This is a genomic window from Flavicella sp., from assembly GCF_029238425.1.
In the GTDB taxonomy this organism is placed as follows: Bacteria; Bacteroidota; Bacteroidia; order Flavobacteriales; family Flavobacteriaceae; genus Flavicella.
Window position 1 is genome coordinate 1 of the sequence record NZ_JAQWGB010000031.1, and the last position, 19,716, is coordinate 19,716.

The following is a 19,716-nucleotide window of genomic DNA, read 5'->3' on the forward strand; positions in this document are numbered from 1 at the left end:
TTGACCAAAAAAGAAATGTCCACTTTGGAAAGTTTTTGAATTTGTGATAAATCATAACCATAACATTTTTTGTTTTGATCTTTTGGATATTTGCTTCCAAAGTTGGCTTTTGGGAAATATGCAAAAAGTGTGTTTGGAAACTTCGATGATCCATAACGTTGGAATTGAAATTCAGTCCCTCTTCCGGCGTTTATAGGAGTTCCTTCAAAGAAACCCAAGCTTGGGTATAGATTGATTGATTTTGCATTCGGAAGATTTGGAGAAGGACGGATAGGTAAATTATATTCTGTTTGGTGTGTGTAGTTTTTTAGTGGAATTACGGTTAAGTCACATGTTATTTTATTTTTTAACCATTTTTCTCCGTTGATCATTTGGGCATATTCTCCTATTGTCATTCCATAAACCAAAGGTACCGGATGCATTCCTACAAAACTTTTATGTTCTATTTTGAGTGTTGGACCATCAACATAATGTCCGTTTGGGTTAGGGCGATCTAGTACCATTACCGGTATATCATTTTCTGCACAGGCTTCCATTACATAATGCATGGTTGAGATATATGTATAAAAACGAGCTCCAACATCCTGAATATCAAATACCACTAAGTCAATATTACTCAGTTGCTCTTGGGTTGGTTTTTTATTTTTTCCATAAAGAGAAATAATAGGCAACCCTGTTTTTTTATCAATGCCATTGGCCACGTGTTCGGCAGCATCTGCCTTTCCTCTAAACCCGTGTTCAGGAGAGAAAACTTTGACAATAGAAATTTTTTCTGAAAGCAATGAGTCTACTAGATGTGTGTAGGTTTTGGAGTTGTTTTTGTGAAAGATGACGGATGTTTGATTTGCCACAACAGCAATTTTTTTGTTCGATAATTTGGGTAAATAACTTTCTGTTTGATTTGCACCAACACTGATCTCATTTTGTGCTTGACAGGAACTGTATAAACCCAATCCGAGTAAAATGACAACCAGCCTAACAAGTCGAATTCCTTGAGAAAGAAGCCTATTAAAATCTTTTTGCTTTATAGCTGTTACAAAGGAATTATATGTATTTTTGAATCTTAACATTGATACGAATAAATTGAATTACGAATTATTTTTAGCAAAACGTTTTACGGCCTCTAAAAAGCATAAAAGTAGTATATCATCACCAATAATAAAAATTGCGATTACAGCGATTTCCATTGGGATTCTATTAATGTTGATTACGGTATCTACTGGGGTTGGACTTCAGGATAGAATACGTGAAAAAATATCTGTATTTAAAGGACATATACAAATTACCAATTACGATAATAATACTTCAGAGAATACTCAAAACCCTATTGCTAAAAGTCAAGATTTTTATCCTGATTATTCTGTGTTAAAAGGAGTGAATAAGGTTCAACCTTTTGCAACGAAAGCAGGTGTTATTAGAACGGAAAAAGATTTTGAAGGAGTTGTTTTAAAAGGCGTAGATGAAAATTACGATTGGTCGGGTATAGAAGAATATTTAATTGAAGGTGAAATTCCTAATATCATTGAAAAAAATATAGGTAAAGAAGTATTGATTTCAAAATTATTGGCAGATCGTTTAGGGCTAAAAGTATCAGATAAGTTTGATATGTATTTTATCAAAGAAAGTTCTAATAGACTTCCGAATAGAAGAATTTTTACAGTGACGGGTATTTACAATTCAGGGTTTAAAGATTTTGATGAAAGTTTTATTTTGGGGGATTTGAAGCAGATACAAAAGTTAAACAAATGGACGTCCAATCAAGTCGGAGGTTTTGAGGTTTTTGTAAATGATTTTTCAACGATTAGTGAAACCGGACTTGCTGTGTACAAAGAGATTGATCCTATGCTGAACAGTCAAACTTTATTAGAACTTTTTCCTGCTATTTTTGAATGGCTCAAATTGTTTGATACTAATATTGCCGTAATTATTGGAATAATGATTTTGGTAGCTGGAATTAACATGATTACAGCCTTGCTGGTACTGATCTTGGAAAGAACACAAACCATTGGAATTCTCAAATCTTTAGGAAGTACCAATTGGAGCATAAGGAAAATGTTTTTGTATAACGCCTCTTATTTAATTTTGAGAGGACTCTTGATTGGGAATGTTTTGGGCTTAGGACTTTTGTTGATTCAAAAGTATTATGCTGTTATAACATTGAATCCAGAAACTTATTATGTAAGTAGTGCTCCTGTGAGTATCAATTTATGGCATGTGCTGGCATTGAATGCAGGAACTCTTGTGTTGTGTTTAGTGATGTTGCTAGTGCCATCTTATATCATAACAAAAATAAGTCCAGCCAAGGCAGTTAAGTTTGCTTAGAAATACTTTATAACTAAAAAAGCTCCTTGTTTTTAATTGAAACAAGGAGCTTTTTGGGTTTTAGTATCGGTTTTTATCCAAATATTTCGTTTTTAGAAAAATGAAATTCTGATTCTAAGGCTGCATTTTCGTCACTATCAGAACCATGTACTGCATTTTCTGTAACAGAGGTTGCAAAACTTTTTCGGATAGTTCCTTCCACTGCATCGTCAGGATTGGTAGCTCCAATCAAGAGTCTAAAATCCTCTACAGCGTTTTCTTTTTCTAGAATTGCCGCAACGATAGGACCACTTGTCATAAACGTTACAAGCTTGTCAAAGAAAGGAAGTTCCTTGTGTACTGCATAAAATTTTTCAGCATCTTCTCGAGAGAGTTGGGTCAATTTCATTGCAACTATTTTAAATCCAGATGCATTTATTTTTTCAAGAATAGCACCAATGTTTCCCTTAGACACGGAGTCTGGTTTCAACATTGTAAATGTTCTATTTGTTATCATGTTTACTTTTTTTTCTACATTTTGAGCGCAAATATACTTTATTCTATTGAAAAATAACCATCTGACTTGTAATGCTTGTATTAATAGATAGATTCAACTGCAATTATTAGTAAAAACCTAGCGTTTTTTTAACTTTTTTTTGCAGGATTAATAAAATGAAGCCTTATTTATATTGTATATTCGCAACCTATGAATGAAAATGAAATTAAGGAAATAAAAGAGTTGTTGTCAACTCCTAAAAATATTGTGTTAGTGGCACATAAAAACCCCGATGGAGATGCCATAGGTTCAACTCTAGGGATGCAGCACTATTTAAAGCAAAAGGGACATAAGGCTACCACTGTTTTACCGAATGATGTACCAGAATTTTTGCACTGGCTACCGGGTGTAGAAACGGTTTATAAATATGATAAGCAAAACAAACAATCCAAACGATCTTTGGACGAAGCGGATATTGTTTTTGTGTTAGATTTTAATGCTTTCCATAGGGTAGGAGACGATATGCAGAAAGCCTTGGAGGAATATAAGGGAACTTATATCATGATAGATCATCATCAACAACCAGACCCTATATCAAAATATATATATTCTGATACTTCGATATGTTCTACCTGTCAGATGGTGTATCATTTTATTGATAAGATGGGAGATTTGAATTTCATAAACCCTGAAGTAGCTACTTGTTTATATACAGGTATTATGACGGATACGGGTTCATTCAGGTTTCCATCAACAACGAGTACAACTCATAAGATTATTGGAGAACTGATAGATAAAGGAGCCGATAACGCTAAAATTCATGACAATGTTTTCAACGCCAGTTCTTACAGTCGTTTGCAATTGATGGGGGCAGCGTTGACCAATTTAATCGTCTTACCGGAATACCATACAGCGTATATTACTTTATCTCAAGAAGAGTTGGATAAATACAATTATCAAAAAGGAGATACAGAAGGTTTGGTAAATTATGGACTTTCGATGAAAGGTATTTATTTGGCGGCGATATTTATTGAAGATGTAGAACAAGGAATCATCAAAATATCTTTTAGATCTAAAGGAAGTTTTTCTGTAAATCAGTTTTCACGCAATCATTTTAATGGTGGTGGGCATGATAATGCAGCTGGAGGTAGGTCTTTAATAAGCTTGGAAGCAACGGTTGAAGAATTCTTGAATCAGTTGAAAGGGTATAAAAACGAGTTAGCAGTTTCTTATGAGAATTAAAGTTCTGTTAGTCATCATTAGCTTAGGTTTTATAGCTTGTAAAAACGAAACGCCAAGATATCCTGTTTCTTTTTCAAAAAAAACGAGCTTAGAGAAAACAATTGCTATAAACAAGCGTTTGTTCTCTGAGGAAAAGGCAATGATGGAAAAATACATGGAGCTGGATTCGACATTAAGCTATATAAATTCTAATAAAGGGTTTTGGTATGCCTATAGAAATAAAGAGGAAAAAGGGAATACTCCAGTAAAAGGAGATGTTGTTTCGTTTGAACAAGAAATTATTGCCTTAGATGGGACTATTTTATATGCAAAAAAAGACTTAGGTTTGCGTACCTATGTTGTAGATAAAGAACACATCATAAAAGGATTAAAAGAAGGGATTAAAATAATGAAGGAGGGAGAGCAGGTGAAATTTTTGTTTTCTTCCTTTGTCGCCTACAGAATGAACGGGGATAACAACCAGATTATTGGTAGTAATGAACCCATTGTAAGTGAAGTACATTTAGTAAAAATTAACAAGTAATATATAACAATTAAATTAACAAAAATGAAAATTAAAAGTATCGCAGTTCTTGGATTGGTTGCTACAGTAGCATTCACCTCTTGTAACAAACAAAAAAGACAAGATAACTTAGCTACAGAGATTGATTCTGTAAGTTATGCTTTAGGTTTGGATATGGCGAATAAAATTAAATTGAACTTTCCAAATGCAAATGGAACTGCCTTTATCGATGGATATGGAGATGCAGCAGATACTGCTAGTGTGAAAGTTAAAGTTGGTGATATTGACAATATCTTGAGAACTTTCTTTATGAAGAAACAACAAGAAGCTGCAATGAAAGCTGCTGATTCTACTGCCTCTGAAACTGAGAAAGTAAATAACAATACAAGTTCTAAATTATTGAGTGAGTATGATACAGTAAGTTATGCTTTAGGTTTAGATATGGCCATCAAAATGAAGCCTAGTTTTGAAGAAATCAATGATCCATTGTTTGTGCAAGGATATAAAGAATTAGGGAATGAAAAAGCATTACTGGAATTAGATGGATTGGATAATATCTTAAGAACTTTCTTCATGGCGAGGCAACAAAAGCAGGCTGAGGAGCAAGCGAACAAAGATTTTGGTCAGGTAAAAGAAGAAGGTTTGAAGTTCTTAGAAGAAAACAAATCTAAAGAAGGAGTAGTTGTTACTGAAAGTGGATTGCAATACAAAGTGATTCAAGAAGGAAATGGAACGCATCCTGCTGCAACGGATAATGTTACTGTACATTACCACGGAACAACTCCAGATGGTACAGTATTTGATAGTTCTGTTGATAGAGGTCAACCTGCTTCATTTGGTTTGAACCAAGTAATCAAAGGTTGGACTGAAGGATTGCAATTGATGGGAGAAGGTGCTAAATATACGTTCTATATTCCTCAAGAATTAGCTTATGGTGCTAACCCACGAGGAGGAGGACCAATCAAACCTTTTATGCCGTTGGTATTTGAAGTAGAATTGATTAAAGTAAATAAATAAGAGTATGAAGTTTCTAAAAGTAATTTTTTCGTTTTTATCGGTATTAGTGTTAAGTTCTTGTTTGTCAGATTCTGATCCAGGAATAGAACAGTATTATCCAAATAGAGACGCAGGAATTGCTTTTTTAGAAGCTAATAAATCTAATGAAGGAGTTGTTGCTTTAGATAGCGGTCTTCAATACAAAATCAATACAGAAGGAGCAGGAGATGTTATTCAATCTACGGATATTTTATTGCTTCGCTTTAGAACTTCCAGAATTGATGGTTCTGTAGTATTTGATACGACAGAGTTGGAAGAGGAGGATATAGAGTATATGGTTTCGAGTAATTTAATTGCAGGACTTTCAGAAGGGCTGTTGTTGATGAATACTGGAGCCAATTACACGTTTTATATTCCTTATCAATTGGCTTATGGTGAATATCGTTTGGAAGAAATAGATCCTTTTTCAGCATTGGTTATAGATGTTGAAGTTGTAAGAATTGGAAATGATGATTCTGATTTCCTAAAAGTGAATGCGCTTGAAGAAGGTGTTTTTACAACAGAAAGTGGTTTGCAATACACGGTTGTAACTGAGGGGGAAGGAGATTCACCATCGGCTACTACTTATGTTGAAGTAAATTACAAAGGTGAACTGTTAGATGGTACTGTATTTGGAAATACATGGGCAGAAGGGAATCAACCAATTATTGTTTTATTGAGTAATACAATTCCTGGATTTTCAGAAGCTATTCAAACTATGAAACCCGGAGGAAGAAGAACTTTCTATATCCCTTATTATTTAGGATATGGAGCGGACGGTGTAGTTGGAGGAGATACTGAGATTCCACCCTATTCAACCTTGATTTTTGATATCGAATTGATTCAATAGATTTAAATTCAATCATATAAAAATAGCAATTCTTATACTTTGTGTATAGGAATTGCTATTTTTGCTTTTAGAAAGAAGAGCCTATGAAATTACATCCTATTGCACGCCTATTATTTATCATGTTGTTTATTGCTTGCGATACCTCACACCCTAATGATGGAATCTATGCAGATATTGATACAGAGAAAGGAAAAATTATCGTTGAATTGTTTTACGAAAACACACCTATTACCGTTGCCAATTTTGTTTCTTTAACCGAAGGAACCAATAAGGAAGTAACGGATTCCTTATCAGGTAAAAGATTTTATGATGGATTGCCTTTTCATAGAGTAGTGCCTGATTTTATGATTCAGGGAGGAGATGTCCTGAGAAACGGAAAAGGAACACCTGGCTACACTTTTGAGGATGAATTCCCTAAAGATAGTTTAGGAGTATTATTGTACCAACATGATTCCAAAGGAACCTTGTCAATGGCAAATTCAGGTCCAAACTCCAACGGAAGCCAATTTTTTATAACCCATAAAGAAACGCCTTGGTTGGATGGTAAACACACAGTGTTTGGAAAAGTAATTGAAGGATTGGATATTATTGATTCTATTCAACAAGGTGATGAAATTGTATCTATTCTTATTGTAAGAAAAGGAAAAAACGCAAAAGAATTTGTTCCTCAGAAAGCTATAGAAGATGCCAGAGAAAGAAAGATACAAGCAGAAATTTTAGTAAAAGAAAAGTTTAAGAAAGATAGTCTGTTATTTTCTTTATCGATGGAAGAAGAAAAAGCTGAGCTGTTAGCATCTGGACTAAAAATACTTGTTTTAGACAAAGGTCATGGTAAAAGAGTAAAAGAGGGGGATAATGTTAAAGTGCATTACAAAGGTTATTTTGTAGATGGAAGTGTGTTTGATACTTCTTACAAAAGAAAACGACCGTTTCAATTTACTCTAGGAGTAGATAGGGTTATAGAAGGTTGGACAGAAGGCATTGCGCTTTTAAATGCGGGTGATAAAGCTAGGTTTTTTATTCCTTATGATCTGGCGTACGGAGCAGCGGGATATGGACCTATACCAGCGAAAGCAAAATTAATATTTGAAGTAGAAATTGTAGAAATAGTAAAATAATGTTTGAGAAAATAATTCAGCTAGACAAGCAACTTTTAATCTATTTAAATAATTTAGGAAACCCTCAATGGGATGGTTTTTGGTTGTATATCACCAAGCAATTTCATTGGGCACCGGTTTTTATTCTAGTAATTTATTTGTTTTTTAGATTTTTAGGATGGAAAAAAGGATTGTACTTAATCCTCTTTTTAGCTGTTTTGGTTGCTTTTTCAGATCAATTTGTAAATATGATACGTGCTATTTTTGAGAGATTACGTCCAAATAACGATCCAGAAATTCAAGATCAATTGAGAACTCTAATCAATCCACAAAATTATAGTTTTATATCAGGTCATGCTACTACATCTACCGTAGTGACTGTTTTTGCGGTCTTAAGTCTAAAGAAATTCACTAAATATATTTACCTATTTGTTTTGTTTCCTTTGTTTTTTGCCTATAGTAGATTGTATCTAGGCGTGCATTTTCCAATTGATATACTAACGGGGGCAAGTGTTGGTTTTTTAATCGGAACGGGAGCAGCAAAATTATTCGAATACAGTTCCAATAAATTTTTTAAATAAAACATAAAAAAAAACTCTTTAGAAATCTAAAGAGTTTTTTTATGTTCTTTTTTTGAAGCTTATATGTCGTCAAAGCTTACATCCGTAAAACTAGAAGAAGCACTAGCCATTGCTGGCTCTTTCTCTTCACGTTTAAAGTCTTTTTGATGACGTTCACTTATCACTTCAGATCCTTTTTCATTTAAAATAAATTCTGTGGCAGCGCTTAACATTTCGTTAAACTCGTTAAAATCTTCCTTGTAAATGTAAATTTTATGTTTTTGATAGTGGAACGATCCGTCATCGTGTGTGAATTTTTTACTTTCAGTAACTGTAAGATAGTAATCTCCAGCTTTAGTAGCCCTTACATCAAAAAAATAAGTTCTTCTCCCTGCTCTTAATATTTGTGAAAATATTTCTTCTTGTTCATTGTTTTCTTTCATGCGATTTTTCAATTTAAAAAAGTTAATTTTTTTTAGATTACATCACAAAACTAAAAAAATATTTAACTCAACAAAATATTTTCATTATTCTTTTTCTAAAAGTTGCTGTTCGTACAGTTCTTTATAATAACCTGCAGCTTTTATAAGGTCTTTGTGTTTTCCTTGTTGTATAATCTCCCCATTATCAACGATAAGTACTCTATCAGCATATTTAGCAGAGGAGATTCTATGACTAACGATAAATGTTGTTTTATCCTGAGAAATTCTTTTAAGGTTATTTAGAATAAGCTCTTCTGTCTCTGTATCCACCGCAGAAAGACAGTCATCAAACAACAAAATTTCCGGATTTTTAATCAATGCTCTGGCAATAGAAATACGTTGTTTTTGACCTCCAGAGATCGTAATTCCTCTTTCTCCCAATACCGTTTCGTATTTTTCTTTAAAACCTATAATATTATCATGTATAACAGCATCTTTCGCTGCTTGCTCAATGGTGTCTTGATCTGCATTCTCTATACCAAATCGAATATTGTTTGCAATGCTATCTGAAAATAAGAAAGGATCTTGCGGAACTACACCAATATGTTTTCTCATTTCATAAAGATCCTGTTCTTTTAAATTGATTCCGTCTATTGTTATATTTCCATTGGTCGGATCATACATTCTTGAAATAAGATTCAAAATACTTGATTTACCACAACCTGTTTTTCCCAAAATAGCTACTGTTTCACCAGCGTTTATTTTAAAGCTCATGTTTTTAATAGCGGTAATGTTGGTGTCGTCATAAACCAAACTAACTTTATCAAATACAACTTCTCCAAGATATTTTTGGGGTGTTTTTTTACCACTTTTAATTTCTGGTTCGTGCTTTAAAAATTCATTAATTCTTTTTTGAGAAGCTTCTGCTTGTTGTATGGTTGAGGTTACCCACCCTACAATCGCAACGGGCCAAGTTAACATATTCACATACATGATAAACTCTGCAATGGTACCAATACTAATTACACCATTTATATATTGCATTCCACCAACATATAAAACAATCAGGTTACTGATTCCTATCAGTAAGATCATTGATGGAAAAAACAAGGCTTGTGCTTTATATAGATTGATGTTTTTTTCTTTGCTCCCGTCAGAAAGTTCCTCAAAACTCTTCAACATATTTTGTTCTGTGTTGTAAGATTTAATCACGTTGATTCCAGAGAAAATTTCTTGACCGAAGGTGGTTAGGTTAGAAAGGTATTCTTGAACTATGGTACTTCTTTTATGAATAACACGACTCAAAAAGAAAACCGAAACCGATAACAATGGAAAAGGAATAAGCGTATACAAAGTAAGTTTTACATCGATATGAATCATTTTATAGATAGCAACACTGAATAAAACCAACATGTTGATGGTGTACATTACAGCGGGCCCAACATACATCCTTACCTTACCAACATCTTCGCTGATACGATTCATCAAATCTCCGGTTCTGTTTTTTTTATAAAAATTAACGGAAAGACGCTCGTATTGTTGAAAGATTTCATTTTTTAAATCAAACTCTATCAAACGTGAAGTCACTATGATGGTCTGTCTCATTAAAAAAGTGAAAAAACCTGACAAAAAAGCAAGTCCAACGATCAACGATACATTATAAAACAATTCATCTTTAACAACATCTATACTTGATACAATCCCTGTTCGGTAGTCGTCGGCTATATTGATAGAGTTTTTGACAATCTCTGGGACCTTTACAGCTAAATATCTAGAAAGGATAGAGATGAAAATTCCTGCAATAAGACGGAAACGGTATTTGAAAAAGTATTTATTTATATGTTGTAATGCTTTCATTTATAGCCGATGAATGGGAAATTATTTTTAAGCCTGCAAGATACGTGTTTAATTGAAAACAATGGATTCCTTAAAACTGTTTTCTAAAGAAAAAAAAAGCGATTGTTTTCCCAAAGACAAGCAAAATAAATAGTACTTTTGTGGCCGTATTGAAACATAAATCTTAAGTTCTTTAAAATGATCAACAGAAGACATATTCGTGTAAAAGTAATGCAATCTGTATATGCATTAACTACTTCAAATAGTGATAACATTGTAAAAGAAGAAAACTTTTTGAACAATAGTATTGAGAAAATGTACGATTTGTATGTTTTGATGTTGGATACTTTGCCACGAATTAAGCATTTGGCAGAGGAGCAAATTGAAATCTCTAAAAAGAAACATTTTGCAACAGATCAAGATTTAAATCCAAACACCAAATTTATAGACAACAAAGTGCTTGCTTTGATTGATGAGAGTCTTTCATTTCAGACCTATAAAGAAGAGCACGATCTTAACAATTGGCATATTGAAGAAAAATATATTAGAACTATATATGAGCATTTGGTAAAAAGTGCTTTGTATAAAAAATATATGGAGAAAGAATCTAGTTCTTTCAAAGAAGATATGAAGTTTGTAGTGGCACTTTATTCTGAATTTATTGCCCCTAATGAAAAATTAGCAGATTATTTTGAAGATATCAATATTAGCTGGGTAGATGATATTCCTTTTGTGAATACTTGGGTTGTAAAATCATTACAAGGTTTAAAGGAAAATAAATCTTTGATGTTAGGAAGAATTTTTAAAGATGATGATGATAAAAAGTTTGTTTCTGATTTATTTAGAAAAACGGTTTTGAATCATGATAAGTTTGAAAAAGATATCGAAAATAAAACACCAAACTGGGAGACGGATAGGATTGCAGATTTGGATATGATTATTATTAAAATGGGAATTTGTGAATTTTTGAATTTCCCATCGATTCCTACCAAAGCGACCATCAATGAATATATAGAATTAGCAAAGGATTATTCTACTCCAAAAAGTGGTTTTTTTATCAATGGAGTTTTGGATAAGCTTTGTAAAGAGTACGAGGCAGCTAACAAATTAAATAAAATAGGAAGAGGGAAGTTTTAATGTTTTTTTGAGAAAAAAAATAATTTTAAATATTCTTTTAATTATTACATTTACCAAAACAAAATTAAGATGAGAAAAATAATATTAGTAGTAGCGATTGCTTTGGGTGTTGTTTCTTGTAAAGAGAGTGCCGCTTCAAAGGTGAAAAATGAAAATGTAACAACGGCTAAAGAGCGTGATGTTGCCTACTTGAAATTACCAGTTGTTTCTTTTGATAAAGCTTCTTATGATTTCGGAACGATTGATGAAGGAGATGTTATTGAAACTAGTTTTGAAATTAAAAATATTGGTAAAACAGATTTGATCATAAAAAAAGCAAGTGCTACCTGTGGATGTACTATTCCTGATTGGCCAAAAGAAGCCATTAAGCCAGGAGAATCTGCACCTATGAAAGTTAAATTTAACTCTCGAGGAAAACGTAATAAAATTTCAAAAACCATTACTTTGGTTACCAATACAGAATCCGGAAAAGAAACTGTGAAAATAACTGGGTTTGTGAACCCAAAAGAGAAAAAATAAACTACTAATAAATTAAAATATCAAATATGTTACCATTACAAGCTGGAGAATTTAGCATCCAAAGTCTATTACCATTTGCATTAATGTTCATTGTTTTATACTTGTTCATGATTCGTCCACAAATTAAAAAGCAAAAAAACGAAAAGAAATTCCAGAGTGAAATAGGAAAAGGTTCTAAAGTTGTTACCACAAGTGGTATCCACGGTAAAATTGTTGAAATCAGTGATGCAACAGTTGTTATTGAAACTGGAGCAGGAAAGATTAAATTTGAAAAATCTTCTTTGTCTATGGAAATGAGTAAACAATATGCTGCAAAAGCGAGCTAATTTGTTTAGAACAAAATATAAAAGTGAGCTTTGGCTCACTTTTTTTTTGACTTATTTTAAGGAATTAAGAAAGAAGTAATAAGAGAGCGCGTCTCTTTTTGTATATTTATTTTTTTTAGCAAAAAGCTTCTATGAAAGGCAGAATAACAAAAAGTTTTATCAAGAGATCTACCACTAAAAAACAACATGTATTGATTGTTTTTTTGTTGGCGTCTACTTTGTTTTGGTTTTTAACAAAATTATCAAAGGAGTATGAAACGATAGTGGTGTATAATGTGGACTATCAAAACCTACCAAGTTCTAAATTGTTTCAGAATAACCCAGACAAACAAATTGCTTTGATAGTCAAAGGGACAGGCTTTAAATTGTTAAGAGAGGAAATGAAAGGAGCCCCATTGAAAATGAATTTACGAAATGTTGTATGGAATGGTGGCTATTCTTATTTTCTGTTATCTAAATCAAAAGAATCACAAATTCAGAATCAATTGGATAAAAACATCAAACTGATTGGTTTTGAAAAGGATACCTTGTTTTTTGAGTTAGGTTTTAACAAGCGTAAAAAAATACCCGTGATTTCTAATCTAGATTTGCGCTTTAAATCGGGGTATAATGTAGCTAATAAGGTGTTTTTAGTTCCAGATTCAATAGAAGTTAGCGGACCTGAAATTCAGGTAGATAAAATAAATAATATCAATTCTGAAAGTTTAAAATTGATGAATGTTGTTGAAGATGTTTACAAAGAAATTTCATTGGTGAAGCCCAAAGAATTGGATAAATTAAATTATAGCACCGATAAAGTTCAGGTGGTGGCAGAAGTTGAAAAATTTACTGAGGATAGTTTTGAAGTTCCTTTTAAAATAGAAGGATTACCCGTAAATACTAGAATTACTACCTATCCTAATACCGTAAAAGTTGTGTTTCAGGTAGGATTGAGCAACTATAAAAAAATTGCAGCTTCGGATTTTAAAGTAATTTGTGATTACAAAAAATCTAATGGGCAAAACAAACATTATTTAGTCCCAAAGTTGATAGAAAAGCCAAGTTTGGTTTCTTCTATTAGATTGGTTCCTGATAGAATTGAATACTTGATACAAAAATGAAAGTAATTGGATTGACAGGCGGAATTGGTAGTGGAAAATCTACTGTAGCAGAGTTTTTTAAAGAATTAAATGTTCCAATTTATGTTTCTGATATTGAGGCAAAAAAAATAATGCATAAGAATCCATTGGTAGTAGCAAGTGTGAAAAAGCTGTTTGGAGAAGAGGCTTATCTAGATGGACACTTAAATAGGCAATATATCGCGGGCATCGTATTTCAAGATAAAAGTAAATTGTCTGCTTTGAATGCAATTGTACATCCTGCGGTACATAATGATTTTCAAGAATTTTGTTTGCGTCAAAAAGCTGATTATGTAGTGTATGAAAGCGCCTTGTTATTTGAGAATAAGTCTGAGTCTCAATTTGATGCTGTTGTACTTGTAGTGGCTCCATTAGAACTTAAAATTGAGCGTATCCAAAAAAGAGATGGTGCTACAAGAGAAGAGATTGAAGCTAGGATTCAGAATCAATTATCTGATGAGATAAAGATGAAAAAAACGGATATCATTCTTCATAATACAGATTTAGAAAAGATGAAAGCGGAAGTACAAAAATTACACAATACCTTCCAGATGTAGTTTTATTTGATTCTAGTGTTCTGCGCTGGGATTATTCTTAATTATTCGTTAATATCCTTAATTCCTTATTAAAAACCGATAGGAATAAGGGACACAGTGTTAATAAAATCCTATTTTTGAATCATGAGGAAAAAGATATTTGTACTTATTATTATCCTAATGAGTATTTCTCTTGTTGGAATAATTACAGTTCAAGTTTTTTGGATTAGCAATGCTATTGAAATTCGTGAGAAACAATTTTCACACGATGTAAATTATGCTTTGGCAAGAACTAATGAACGTTTGTATAAAAAAGATTTTGTAGATTTTACAGTTCAGTTTATGGATTTTTTTCAAAATAAAAAATTCGCAAAACAAGCTGATTTTACCAAGTTTGTGTACGAGCAAATAAATACTTCCACCAATGAAACGTTCCGTTTTGCATCGAGTGGTGTATACGAGAAAACCTTTTACAAAGGGGTTAATAATTTTTTCAAAAATGATTCCATTTTAATTTCATCGGTTTCAAGTAAAAATGACGTCTATAAAGTAAAAAACTTAACGGATAATACGGAGCTTTCTAAGGTGAACCCTGTAGAAAGATTTACTTTTTTTAATAGTTTGAATGAAATTGAGAAGATGACCTTAGAGGATACCTATCACAACAAGGTAAAATCGATAGAGTCTAGATTATCAATAAAATCAGTGAAAGAAATATTTAGCAAGGAATTATCCAATTTAGGAATACAAATAGATTACGATTTTGGGGTGTTCGACAAAGGTTTGTTGACGGATATCAAAACACCAAGATTTAAAATTGCGGAAGAGAATAGTTTTACCGCGCCTTTATTTACAAAGGACAGGCATCAAAATAATTATGCCTTACAAGTGGCATTCCCTAAAAAAGGACATTATATTTTTTCTGATATAGGATTGATGTTTTTGTTGTCTATATTTTTTACCATCATCATCATGGTTGCCTTTGCAAGTAGTTTGTATCAAATGGCGAAGCAGAAGAAAATTTCTATGATCAAGACGGATTTTATCAATAATATGACACATGAGTTCAAAACACCAATTGCTACCATAAACTTGGCGTTGGATGCTATAAAGAATCCTGTTGTTATCGATGATAATGAAAAGGTAATGAAGTACGTTTCTATGATCAAAGAGGAAAATAAACGAATGCATGCTCAGGTTGAGAATGTATTGCGTATTTCTAAATTGGAAAAGAATCAGATTGAAATGGACAAAGTGGTTGTAGATTTTTCAGAAATTGTAGAGGATGCTATTTCGCATACAGCCTTGCTTTTGAAAGACAAAAATGGAGAATTACAAATGCATAGCCATCAAACGTTATCCGAAGGATATGGGAATGAGTTTCATTTGACCAATGTTTTTGTAAATATTATTGAAAATGCGATAAAGTATGCTGAGAATTCACCTAAAATAGATATTTTTATAGAGAACACAGTAAAGTCTTTGACTGTTAAGATAAAGGACAACGGAATTGGAATGAGCAAAGCTGCGCAGAAACAAGTTTTTGATAAGTTTTATCGAGAACAATCTGGGAATGTTCATGATGTAAAAGGTCATGGATTAGGTTTGGCTTATGTAAAAGAAATAATAGATAATCACCAAGGAAAGGTTTTTGTGGAAAGCGAAAAAGGTAAAGGAAGTGTTTTTACCATAATTCTACCTTTGGTTTCTTAAAAAAAATAATATGAGTAATAAAAAGATTTTATTAGTAGAAGATGATCCGAATTTCGGAATTGTTTTAAAAGATTATTTGTCAATCAGTAACTACGATGTAACCCATGCAAAAGATGGGTTAGAAGGGTTGATTGAATTCAAAAATAACGACTATGATTTGTGTATTTTGGATGTGATGATGCCAAGAAAAGATGGTTTCTCTTTGGCAGAAGATATCAGAAAGACAAACAAGGAGATTCCTATTATATTTTTGACGGCCAAAACCATGAAAGAAGATATTTTAAAAGGATATCAAGTGGGGGCAGATGATTATTTAAATAAACCTTTCGATTCAGAGGTGTTATTATATAAAATTAATGCAATTTTGCAGCGCAAGGATACGGATAAGAGTGCTGAGGATGATATGTTTGAGTTTGAGATCGGTTCGTTCTTTTTGAATTCAAAATTAAGACAGCTTTCTTTTAAAGGAAATGATCCAATAAAATTATCGCCGAAAGAGAATAAGTTGTTGAAAATGTTAGCATTGTACAAAAATGATTTGATGCCAAGAGAATTGGCATTGACAAAGATTTGGAGAGATGATAACTATTTCACTTCAAGAAGTATGGATGTATACATTGCAAAATTGAGAAAATATTTGAAGGAAGACCCTTCAGTTGAAATCATAAACATCCACGGAGAAGGATTCCGATTGGTGACTGATAATAAATAATTAAACGTTTAGTTTACTTAGAGAGATATTGATGGTAGAAGAACAAGTGATATTGGTTGATGAAAATGATCAGCAAATAGGATTGATGGCAAAAATGGAAGCACATGAAAAAGCTTTATTACACAGAGCATTTTCTGTTTTTGTACAAAATGATAAAGGAGAGATAATGTTGCAACAGCGTGCCGCGGATAAATATCATTCACCGCTTTTATGGGCAAATACTTGTTGTAGTCACCAAAGAGATGGCGAAGCCAATTTAGATGCAGGAAAACGCAGGCTAGAAGAGGAGATGGGCTTTGTTACGGATTTAGAAGAAGCATTTTCTTTTATTTACAAAGCACCTTTTGATAATGGTTTGACAGAACATGAACTGGACCATGTATTATTGGGACATTTTAATGGTGAACCTAATATCAACAAAAAAGAAGTTGAAAGTTATAAATGGATGACACCAGAAACCATTAAAAAGGATATTTCTTTACAACCAGAAATTTATACTGCTTGGTTTAAAATTATTTTTGAAAAATTCTACGACTTCGTAAAATGAAAAAAATGCTTTACAAGTTGTTCGTAGCTTTGGTGTTTAGTTTTTTCGGAATGCTAGGGAAACTACTATTTACAAAAAACGATCAACCCATAGAACAATTATTTACAGATGAGCAATTCTGGATCAATTTTATCATCTTTTTTGCTATAGGTTATGTGGTATTAGGGAATCTTTTATGGGCAGGAGCTCAAAAAAATAAGCAGAATCAAAATTAAATGAAAGTTACAGTACATAGAAAAGCACATTTTAATGCAGCTCATAGGTTGTTCAATCCTGCTTGGGATGATGAAAAGAACAAAGATGTTTTTGGAAAATGTAGCAACCCTAATTATCATGGGCATAATTATGAATTGATTGTGGCCGTAACAGGTGAAGTGGATCCGGAGACAGGTTTTGTAATGGATATGAAAATTTTGAGAAAACTTATTTCTTCTGAAATAGAAGAAAAGTTAGATCACAAAAATTTGAATATTGAAGTAGATGAATTTAAAAGTTTAAATCCAACTGCAGAAAATATTGCTGTTGTCATTTGGAACATCCTTCGAAAGCATATAAAAAATGAATTAGAATTAGGTGTTACACTTTATGAGACACCTAGGAACTATGTGACGTATCACGGTTCTTAAAGAATAAAAAAATGAAAAAAACTGCTGCCTATTTTCTGTTATTCTCTGTCTTTTCTTGTGTTACGCCCAATTATGTAACAAACATTACAAGTTATCAGAAAGTACAACATCTCAATAAAAAAACGGTGACCGTTGTTGGTTTAGATCGCGTTTTTATCCATAATTATGAAAAAACATTTCATAAAAATTATCAAAATGATACTGATTTTGCAAATGCTATAGCAAGACAATTTGCAGGGTCATTGGAAGGATCTTCTACTTTTTATGAAGCTAAATATGATTTCTCTGATGATTGGAATCATGTGAATACGATGGCTTCTAAAAAGAGTTATTTAAAAGTGCAAGAGTTGTTAAAGGAATGTACCACAGATTATGTGATCATTTTGGATGAATTTGAATTGAAAAAAATGTTAAACTCAAATACAACGTATTCTGGGGGCGACATCAATAATGGGCAAATGACAACCACAACAGAAATGATTCATTTGTCAGCCAAAGTAAAAATGTTTGATGTGAAAACACATGATCCTATCATAGATTTTGATGTCTATGGAGAGGATCAAGTATTTTTATTTTCGTATTCTAGTTCTTTAATGGATGCCAAAGACAAGATGGTTGCTCATGCCTTGGAGTTTTTAGCAAATCATAAAAAATAATTATTTAAGAATTTTAAAGACAGCTTTTCTCAAAGTTTTTGGACTGTCTATTTGCATCATGGTTTGATGAATGTCATCAGGGAAAAAGATAGCAAAGTGTTCTTTCTTTAATTGTATAGTAGGTAAATTTCCCAAAGTATAGAACATAAAATCTCCTTCTTCATTGTAAGGAGTAGTAGGTTCCTCGTTGTGCAAAGTTGTAACACCAACATGTTCTGCTCCTTCAATCATGTATTGAATATCAATGTATTTTTTATGGGTCTCAGATTTACATTCTGATACGTCTTGGGTAGTATATTCCATCACAACCACAAATACAGTATCACCGTCGATCTCATGTTTCCCTAAATCAATCTTTTCTAAATCTGTGTTTTTTATAAAATCAAATACCTTTTCAAAATCTTTATGAATAGGTGTGTATAGGTTGCTATTGGAAAGCTTGTCTAAGATCATTTTAGTTGTTTTTAGCGTAAGATTGGTTCAATTCAGATAAGTAGTTATCTTTGGTTTGATCATCTAATAGAGAATATGTAAATGAGTTTTCACAAAGCTCGTAGATCTCCTTTTTAGATAAATCTAAGGCTTTTTGTATTTCAATAAAATTTTTATTTATTTGACCACCAAAATATGCGGGGTCATCAGAGTTTACAGTTACTTTTAGTCCCAAAGCAATCATTTTTTTCAAGGGATGATTTTTAAGATCGTCCACAACTTGCAAAGCGGTGTTTGACAAAGGACAAACTGTTAAAGCGATGTCTCTTTTTACAATTTCTTCAACTAATTTAGAATCTTGTAAAGAATTATTTCCGTGGTCTATTCTTTTGATTCCTAAAATATCAATTGCTTCCCAAACATAATCAGCATTTCCTTCCTCACCGGCATGCGCTAATGGAATATATCCTTCTTTAACAGAAGCTTCAAATACCTTTTTAAACTTAGCTGGAGGGTTTCCTTTTTCAGAAGAGTCTAATCCTACCGCAGTTATTAAATGTTTGAATGGGAGTGAGGCTTCTAAAGTTTTAAAAGCTTCTTCTTCACTCAAGTGTCTTAAGTAGCTCATGATAAGTAAAGAAGAGACGTTTAAATTATCCTTTGCATCTTGCATGGCTTTTGAAATCCCCGTAATTACAGTTTCAAAAGAGATTCCTCTATCGGTATGCGTTTGAGGATCAAACATAATTTCAGTATGTCTCACATTTTGAAGGGCACATTTTTCTAAGTAAGAATAGGTGAGGTCGTAAAAATCTTGCTCATGAATTAACACATTAGCACCTTGGTAGTAGATATCTAAAAAATCTTGCAAGCAATCAAATGCATAAGCTGCTTGGATTTCTTCAACGGATGCGAATGGAATCTCTATATTATTTCTTTGTGCAATTTTGAACATTAATTCTGGTTCAAAAGTTCCTTCGATATGTAAATGTAGTTCTGCTTTGGGTAAGTTTTCAATGAATTTTTCCATGACTCAAAAATAAAAAAAGCGTT

Annotated in this window: 24 protein-coding genes; 18 read left to right on the forward strand and 6 right to left on the reverse strand. The window is 32.5% G+C overall.

The window, feature by feature from the left end; all coding sequences use genetic code 11:
* Nucleotides 1-1,070: DUF1343 domain-containing protein (locus P8H68_RS01890; protein ID WP_300320907.1), on the reverse strand; the 1,070-nt coding region annotated here is incomplete at its 3' end.
* Nucleotides 1,071-1,083: 13 nt separating this feature from the next.
* Here P8H68_RS01890 and P8H68_RS01895 point away from each other — a divergent pair.
* Nucleotides 1,084-2,322, forward strand: a complete 1,239-nt coding sequence (locus tag P8H68_RS01895; protein WP_300320910.1) for an FtsX-like permease family protein — start codon at nt 1,084-1,086, stop codon at nt 2,320-2,322.
* Nucleotides 2,323-2,395: 73 nt separating this feature from the next.
* Here the strand turns inward: P8H68_RS01895 and P8H68_RS01900 are convergent, their stop codons facing one another.
* Nucleotides 2,396-2,818, reverse strand: a complete 423-nt coding sequence (locus P8H68_RS01900) for a nucleoside-diphosphate kinase (RefSeq protein WP_300320913.1) — start codon at nt 2,816-2,818, stop codon at nt 2,396-2,398.
* Nucleotides 2,819-3,007: 189 nt separating this feature from the next.
* On the opposite strand from P8H68_RS01900, the gene P8H68_RS01905 reads away from it, so the two are divergent.
* The 6 genes from P8H68_RS01905 to P8H68_RS01930 all read left to right on the forward strand — a co-directional run bounded on the left by P8H68_RS01905 (nt 3,008) and on the right by P8H68_RS01930 (nt 8,104).
* A complete protein-coding gene (locus tag P8H68_RS01905; RefSeq protein ID WP_300320914.1) occupies nt 3,008-4,039 on the forward strand; it encodes a bifunctional oligoribonuclease/PAP phosphatase NrnA in 1,032 nt (343 codons plus the stop codon).
* Nucleotides 4,029-4,562, forward strand: coding sequence for a gliding motility-associated peptidyl-prolyl isomerase GldI (gene gldI / locus P8H68_RS01910; protein WP_300320917.1), 534 nt, complete (start codon nt 4,029-4,031; stop codon nt 4,560-4,562). Before P8H68_RS01905 ends, gldI begins: the two co-directional genes overlap by 11 nt.
* Nucleotides 4,563-4,586: 24 nt before the next feature.
* The gene (locus tag P8H68_RS01915; protein ID WP_300320919.1) at nt 4,587-5,558 is read left to right on the forward strand and encodes an FKBP-type peptidyl-prolyl cis-trans isomerase; all 972 of its coding nucleotides are present in this window, start codon (nt 4,587-4,589) and stop codon (nt 5,556-5,558) included.
* A 4-nt stretch (nt 5,559-5,562) separates the two neighbouring features.
* Nucleotides 5,563-6,426, forward strand: a complete 864-nt coding sequence (locus P8H68_RS01920; protein WP_300320922.1) for an FKBP-type peptidyl-prolyl cis-trans isomerase — start codon at nt 5,563-5,565, stop codon at nt 6,424-6,426.
* An 83-nt stretch (nt 6,427-6,509) separates the two neighbouring features.
* On the forward strand, nt 6,510-7,544 hold the full coding sequence (locus P8H68_RS01925) for a peptidylprolyl isomerase (protein WP_300320925.1): 1,035 nt from the start codon (nt 6,510-6,512) through the stop codon (nt 7,542-7,544).
* Nucleotides 7,544-8,104: a phosphatase PAP2 family protein gene (locus P8H68_RS01930; protein ID WP_300320928.1), complete on the forward strand. Its 561-nt coding sequence runs from the start codon at nt 7,544-7,546 to the stop codon at nt 8,102-8,104. Before P8H68_RS01925 ends, P8H68_RS01930 begins: the two co-directional genes overlap by 1 nt.
* 59 nt (nt 8,105-8,163) lie before the next feature.
* Here P8H68_RS01930 and P8H68_RS01935 read toward each other — a convergent pair whose 3' ends face one another.
* Both P8H68_RS01935 and P8H68_RS01940 read right to left on the reverse strand, forming a co-directional pair.
* Entirely contained in the window at nt 8,164-8,526 is a 363-nt protein-coding gene (locus P8H68_RS01935) for a PUR family DNA/RNA-binding protein (protein ID WP_300320931.1), read from the reverse strand.
* Between the two features lie 84 nt (nt 8,527-8,610).
* Entirely contained in the window at nt 8,611-10,362 is a 1,752-nt protein-coding gene (locus P8H68_RS01940) for an ABC transporter ATP-binding protein (RefSeq protein WP_300320933.1), read from the reverse strand.
* 177 nt (nt 10,363-10,539) lie between these two features.
* Here P8H68_RS01940 and nusB point away from each other — a divergent pair, with 177 nt between their 5' ends.
* From nusB to P8H68_RS01995, 11 genes are all read left to right on the forward strand, one after another.
* Nucleotides 10,540-11,478 (forward strand): transcription antitermination factor NusB, encoded by a 939-nt coding sequence (nusB, locus tag P8H68_RS01945; RefSeq protein ID WP_300320935.1) that lies wholly within the window; start codon nt 10,540-10,542, stop codon nt 11,476-11,478.
* A gap of 69 nt (nt 11,479-11,547) precedes the next feature.
* Nucleotides 11,548-11,997, forward strand: coding sequence for a DUF1573 domain-containing protein (locus P8H68_RS01950; RefSeq protein WP_300320938.1), 450 nt, complete (start codon nt 11,548-11,550; stop codon nt 11,995-11,997).
* Between the two features lie 26 nt (nt 11,998-12,023).
* On the forward strand, nt 12,024-12,323 hold the full coding sequence (gene yajC, locus P8H68_RS01955; RefSeq protein WP_300320941.1) for a preprotein translocase subunit YajC: 300 nt from the start codon (nt 12,024-12,026) through the stop codon (nt 12,321-12,323).
* Between the two features lie 131 nt (nt 12,324-12,454).
* A complete protein-coding gene (locus P8H68_RS01960; protein WP_300320944.1) occupies nt 12,455-13,423 on the forward strand; it encodes a hypothetical protein in 969 nt (322 codons plus the stop codon).
* A complete protein-coding gene (gene coaE / locus P8H68_RS01965) occupies nt 13,420-13,998 on the forward strand; it encodes a dephospho-CoA kinase (protein ID WP_300320947.1) in 579 nt (192 codons plus the stop codon). Before P8H68_RS01960 ends, coaE begins: the two co-directional genes overlap by 4 nt.
* 159 nt (nt 13,999-14,157) lie before the next feature.
* Complete coding sequence (locus P8H68_RS01970) at nt 14,158-15,690, forward strand: HAMP domain-containing sensor histidine kinase (RefSeq protein ID WP_300320950.1); 1,533 nt, start codon at nt 14,158-14,160, stop codon at nt 15,688-15,690.
* 10 nt (nt 15,691-15,700) lie between these two features.
* Nucleotides 15,701-16,402: a response regulator transcription factor gene (locus tag P8H68_RS01975; RefSeq protein WP_300320952.1), complete on the forward strand. Its 702-nt coding sequence runs from the start codon at nt 15,701-15,703 to the stop codon at nt 16,400-16,402.
* Between the two features lie 31 nt (nt 16,403-16,433).
* Entirely contained in the window at nt 16,434-16,949 is a 516-nt protein-coding gene (idi, locus tag P8H68_RS01980) for an isopentenyl-diphosphate Delta-isomerase (protein WP_300320954.1), read from the forward strand.
* Entirely contained in the window at nt 16,946-17,164 is a 219-nt protein-coding gene (locus P8H68_RS01985) for a hypothetical protein (RefSeq protein ID WP_300320957.1), read from the forward strand. The genes idi and P8H68_RS01985 overlap by 4 nt, the downstream gene beginning before the upstream one ends.
* Complete coding sequence (locus P8H68_RS01990; protein ID WP_300320959.1) at nt 17,165-17,575, forward strand: 6-carboxytetrahydropterin synthase; 411 nt, start codon at nt 17,165-17,167, stop codon at nt 17,573-17,575.
* A gap of 11 nt (nt 17,576-17,586) precedes the next feature.
* Nucleotides 17,587-18,231, forward strand: coding sequence for a hypothetical protein (locus tag P8H68_RS01995; RefSeq protein ID WP_300320962.1), 645 nt, complete (start codon nt 17,587-17,589; stop codon nt 18,229-18,231).
* Here P8H68_RS01995 and P8H68_RS02000 read toward each other — a convergent pair whose 3' ends face one another.
* Both P8H68_RS02000 and P8H68_RS02005 read right to left on the reverse strand, forming a co-directional pair.
* The gene (locus P8H68_RS02000; protein ID WP_300320965.1) at nt 18,232-18,684 is read right to left on the reverse strand and encodes a YhcH/YjgK/YiaL family protein; all 453 of its coding nucleotides are present in this window, start codon (nt 18,682-18,684) and stop codon (nt 18,232-18,234) included. It abuts the gene before it with no gap.
* Between the two features lies 1 nt (nt 18,685).
* Complete coding sequence (locus tag P8H68_RS02005; protein ID WP_300320967.1) at nt 18,686-19,693, reverse strand: adenosine deaminase; 1,008 nt, start codon at nt 19,691-19,693, stop codon at nt 18,686-18,688.
* Nucleotides 19,694-19,716 lie beyond the last annotated feature (23 nt).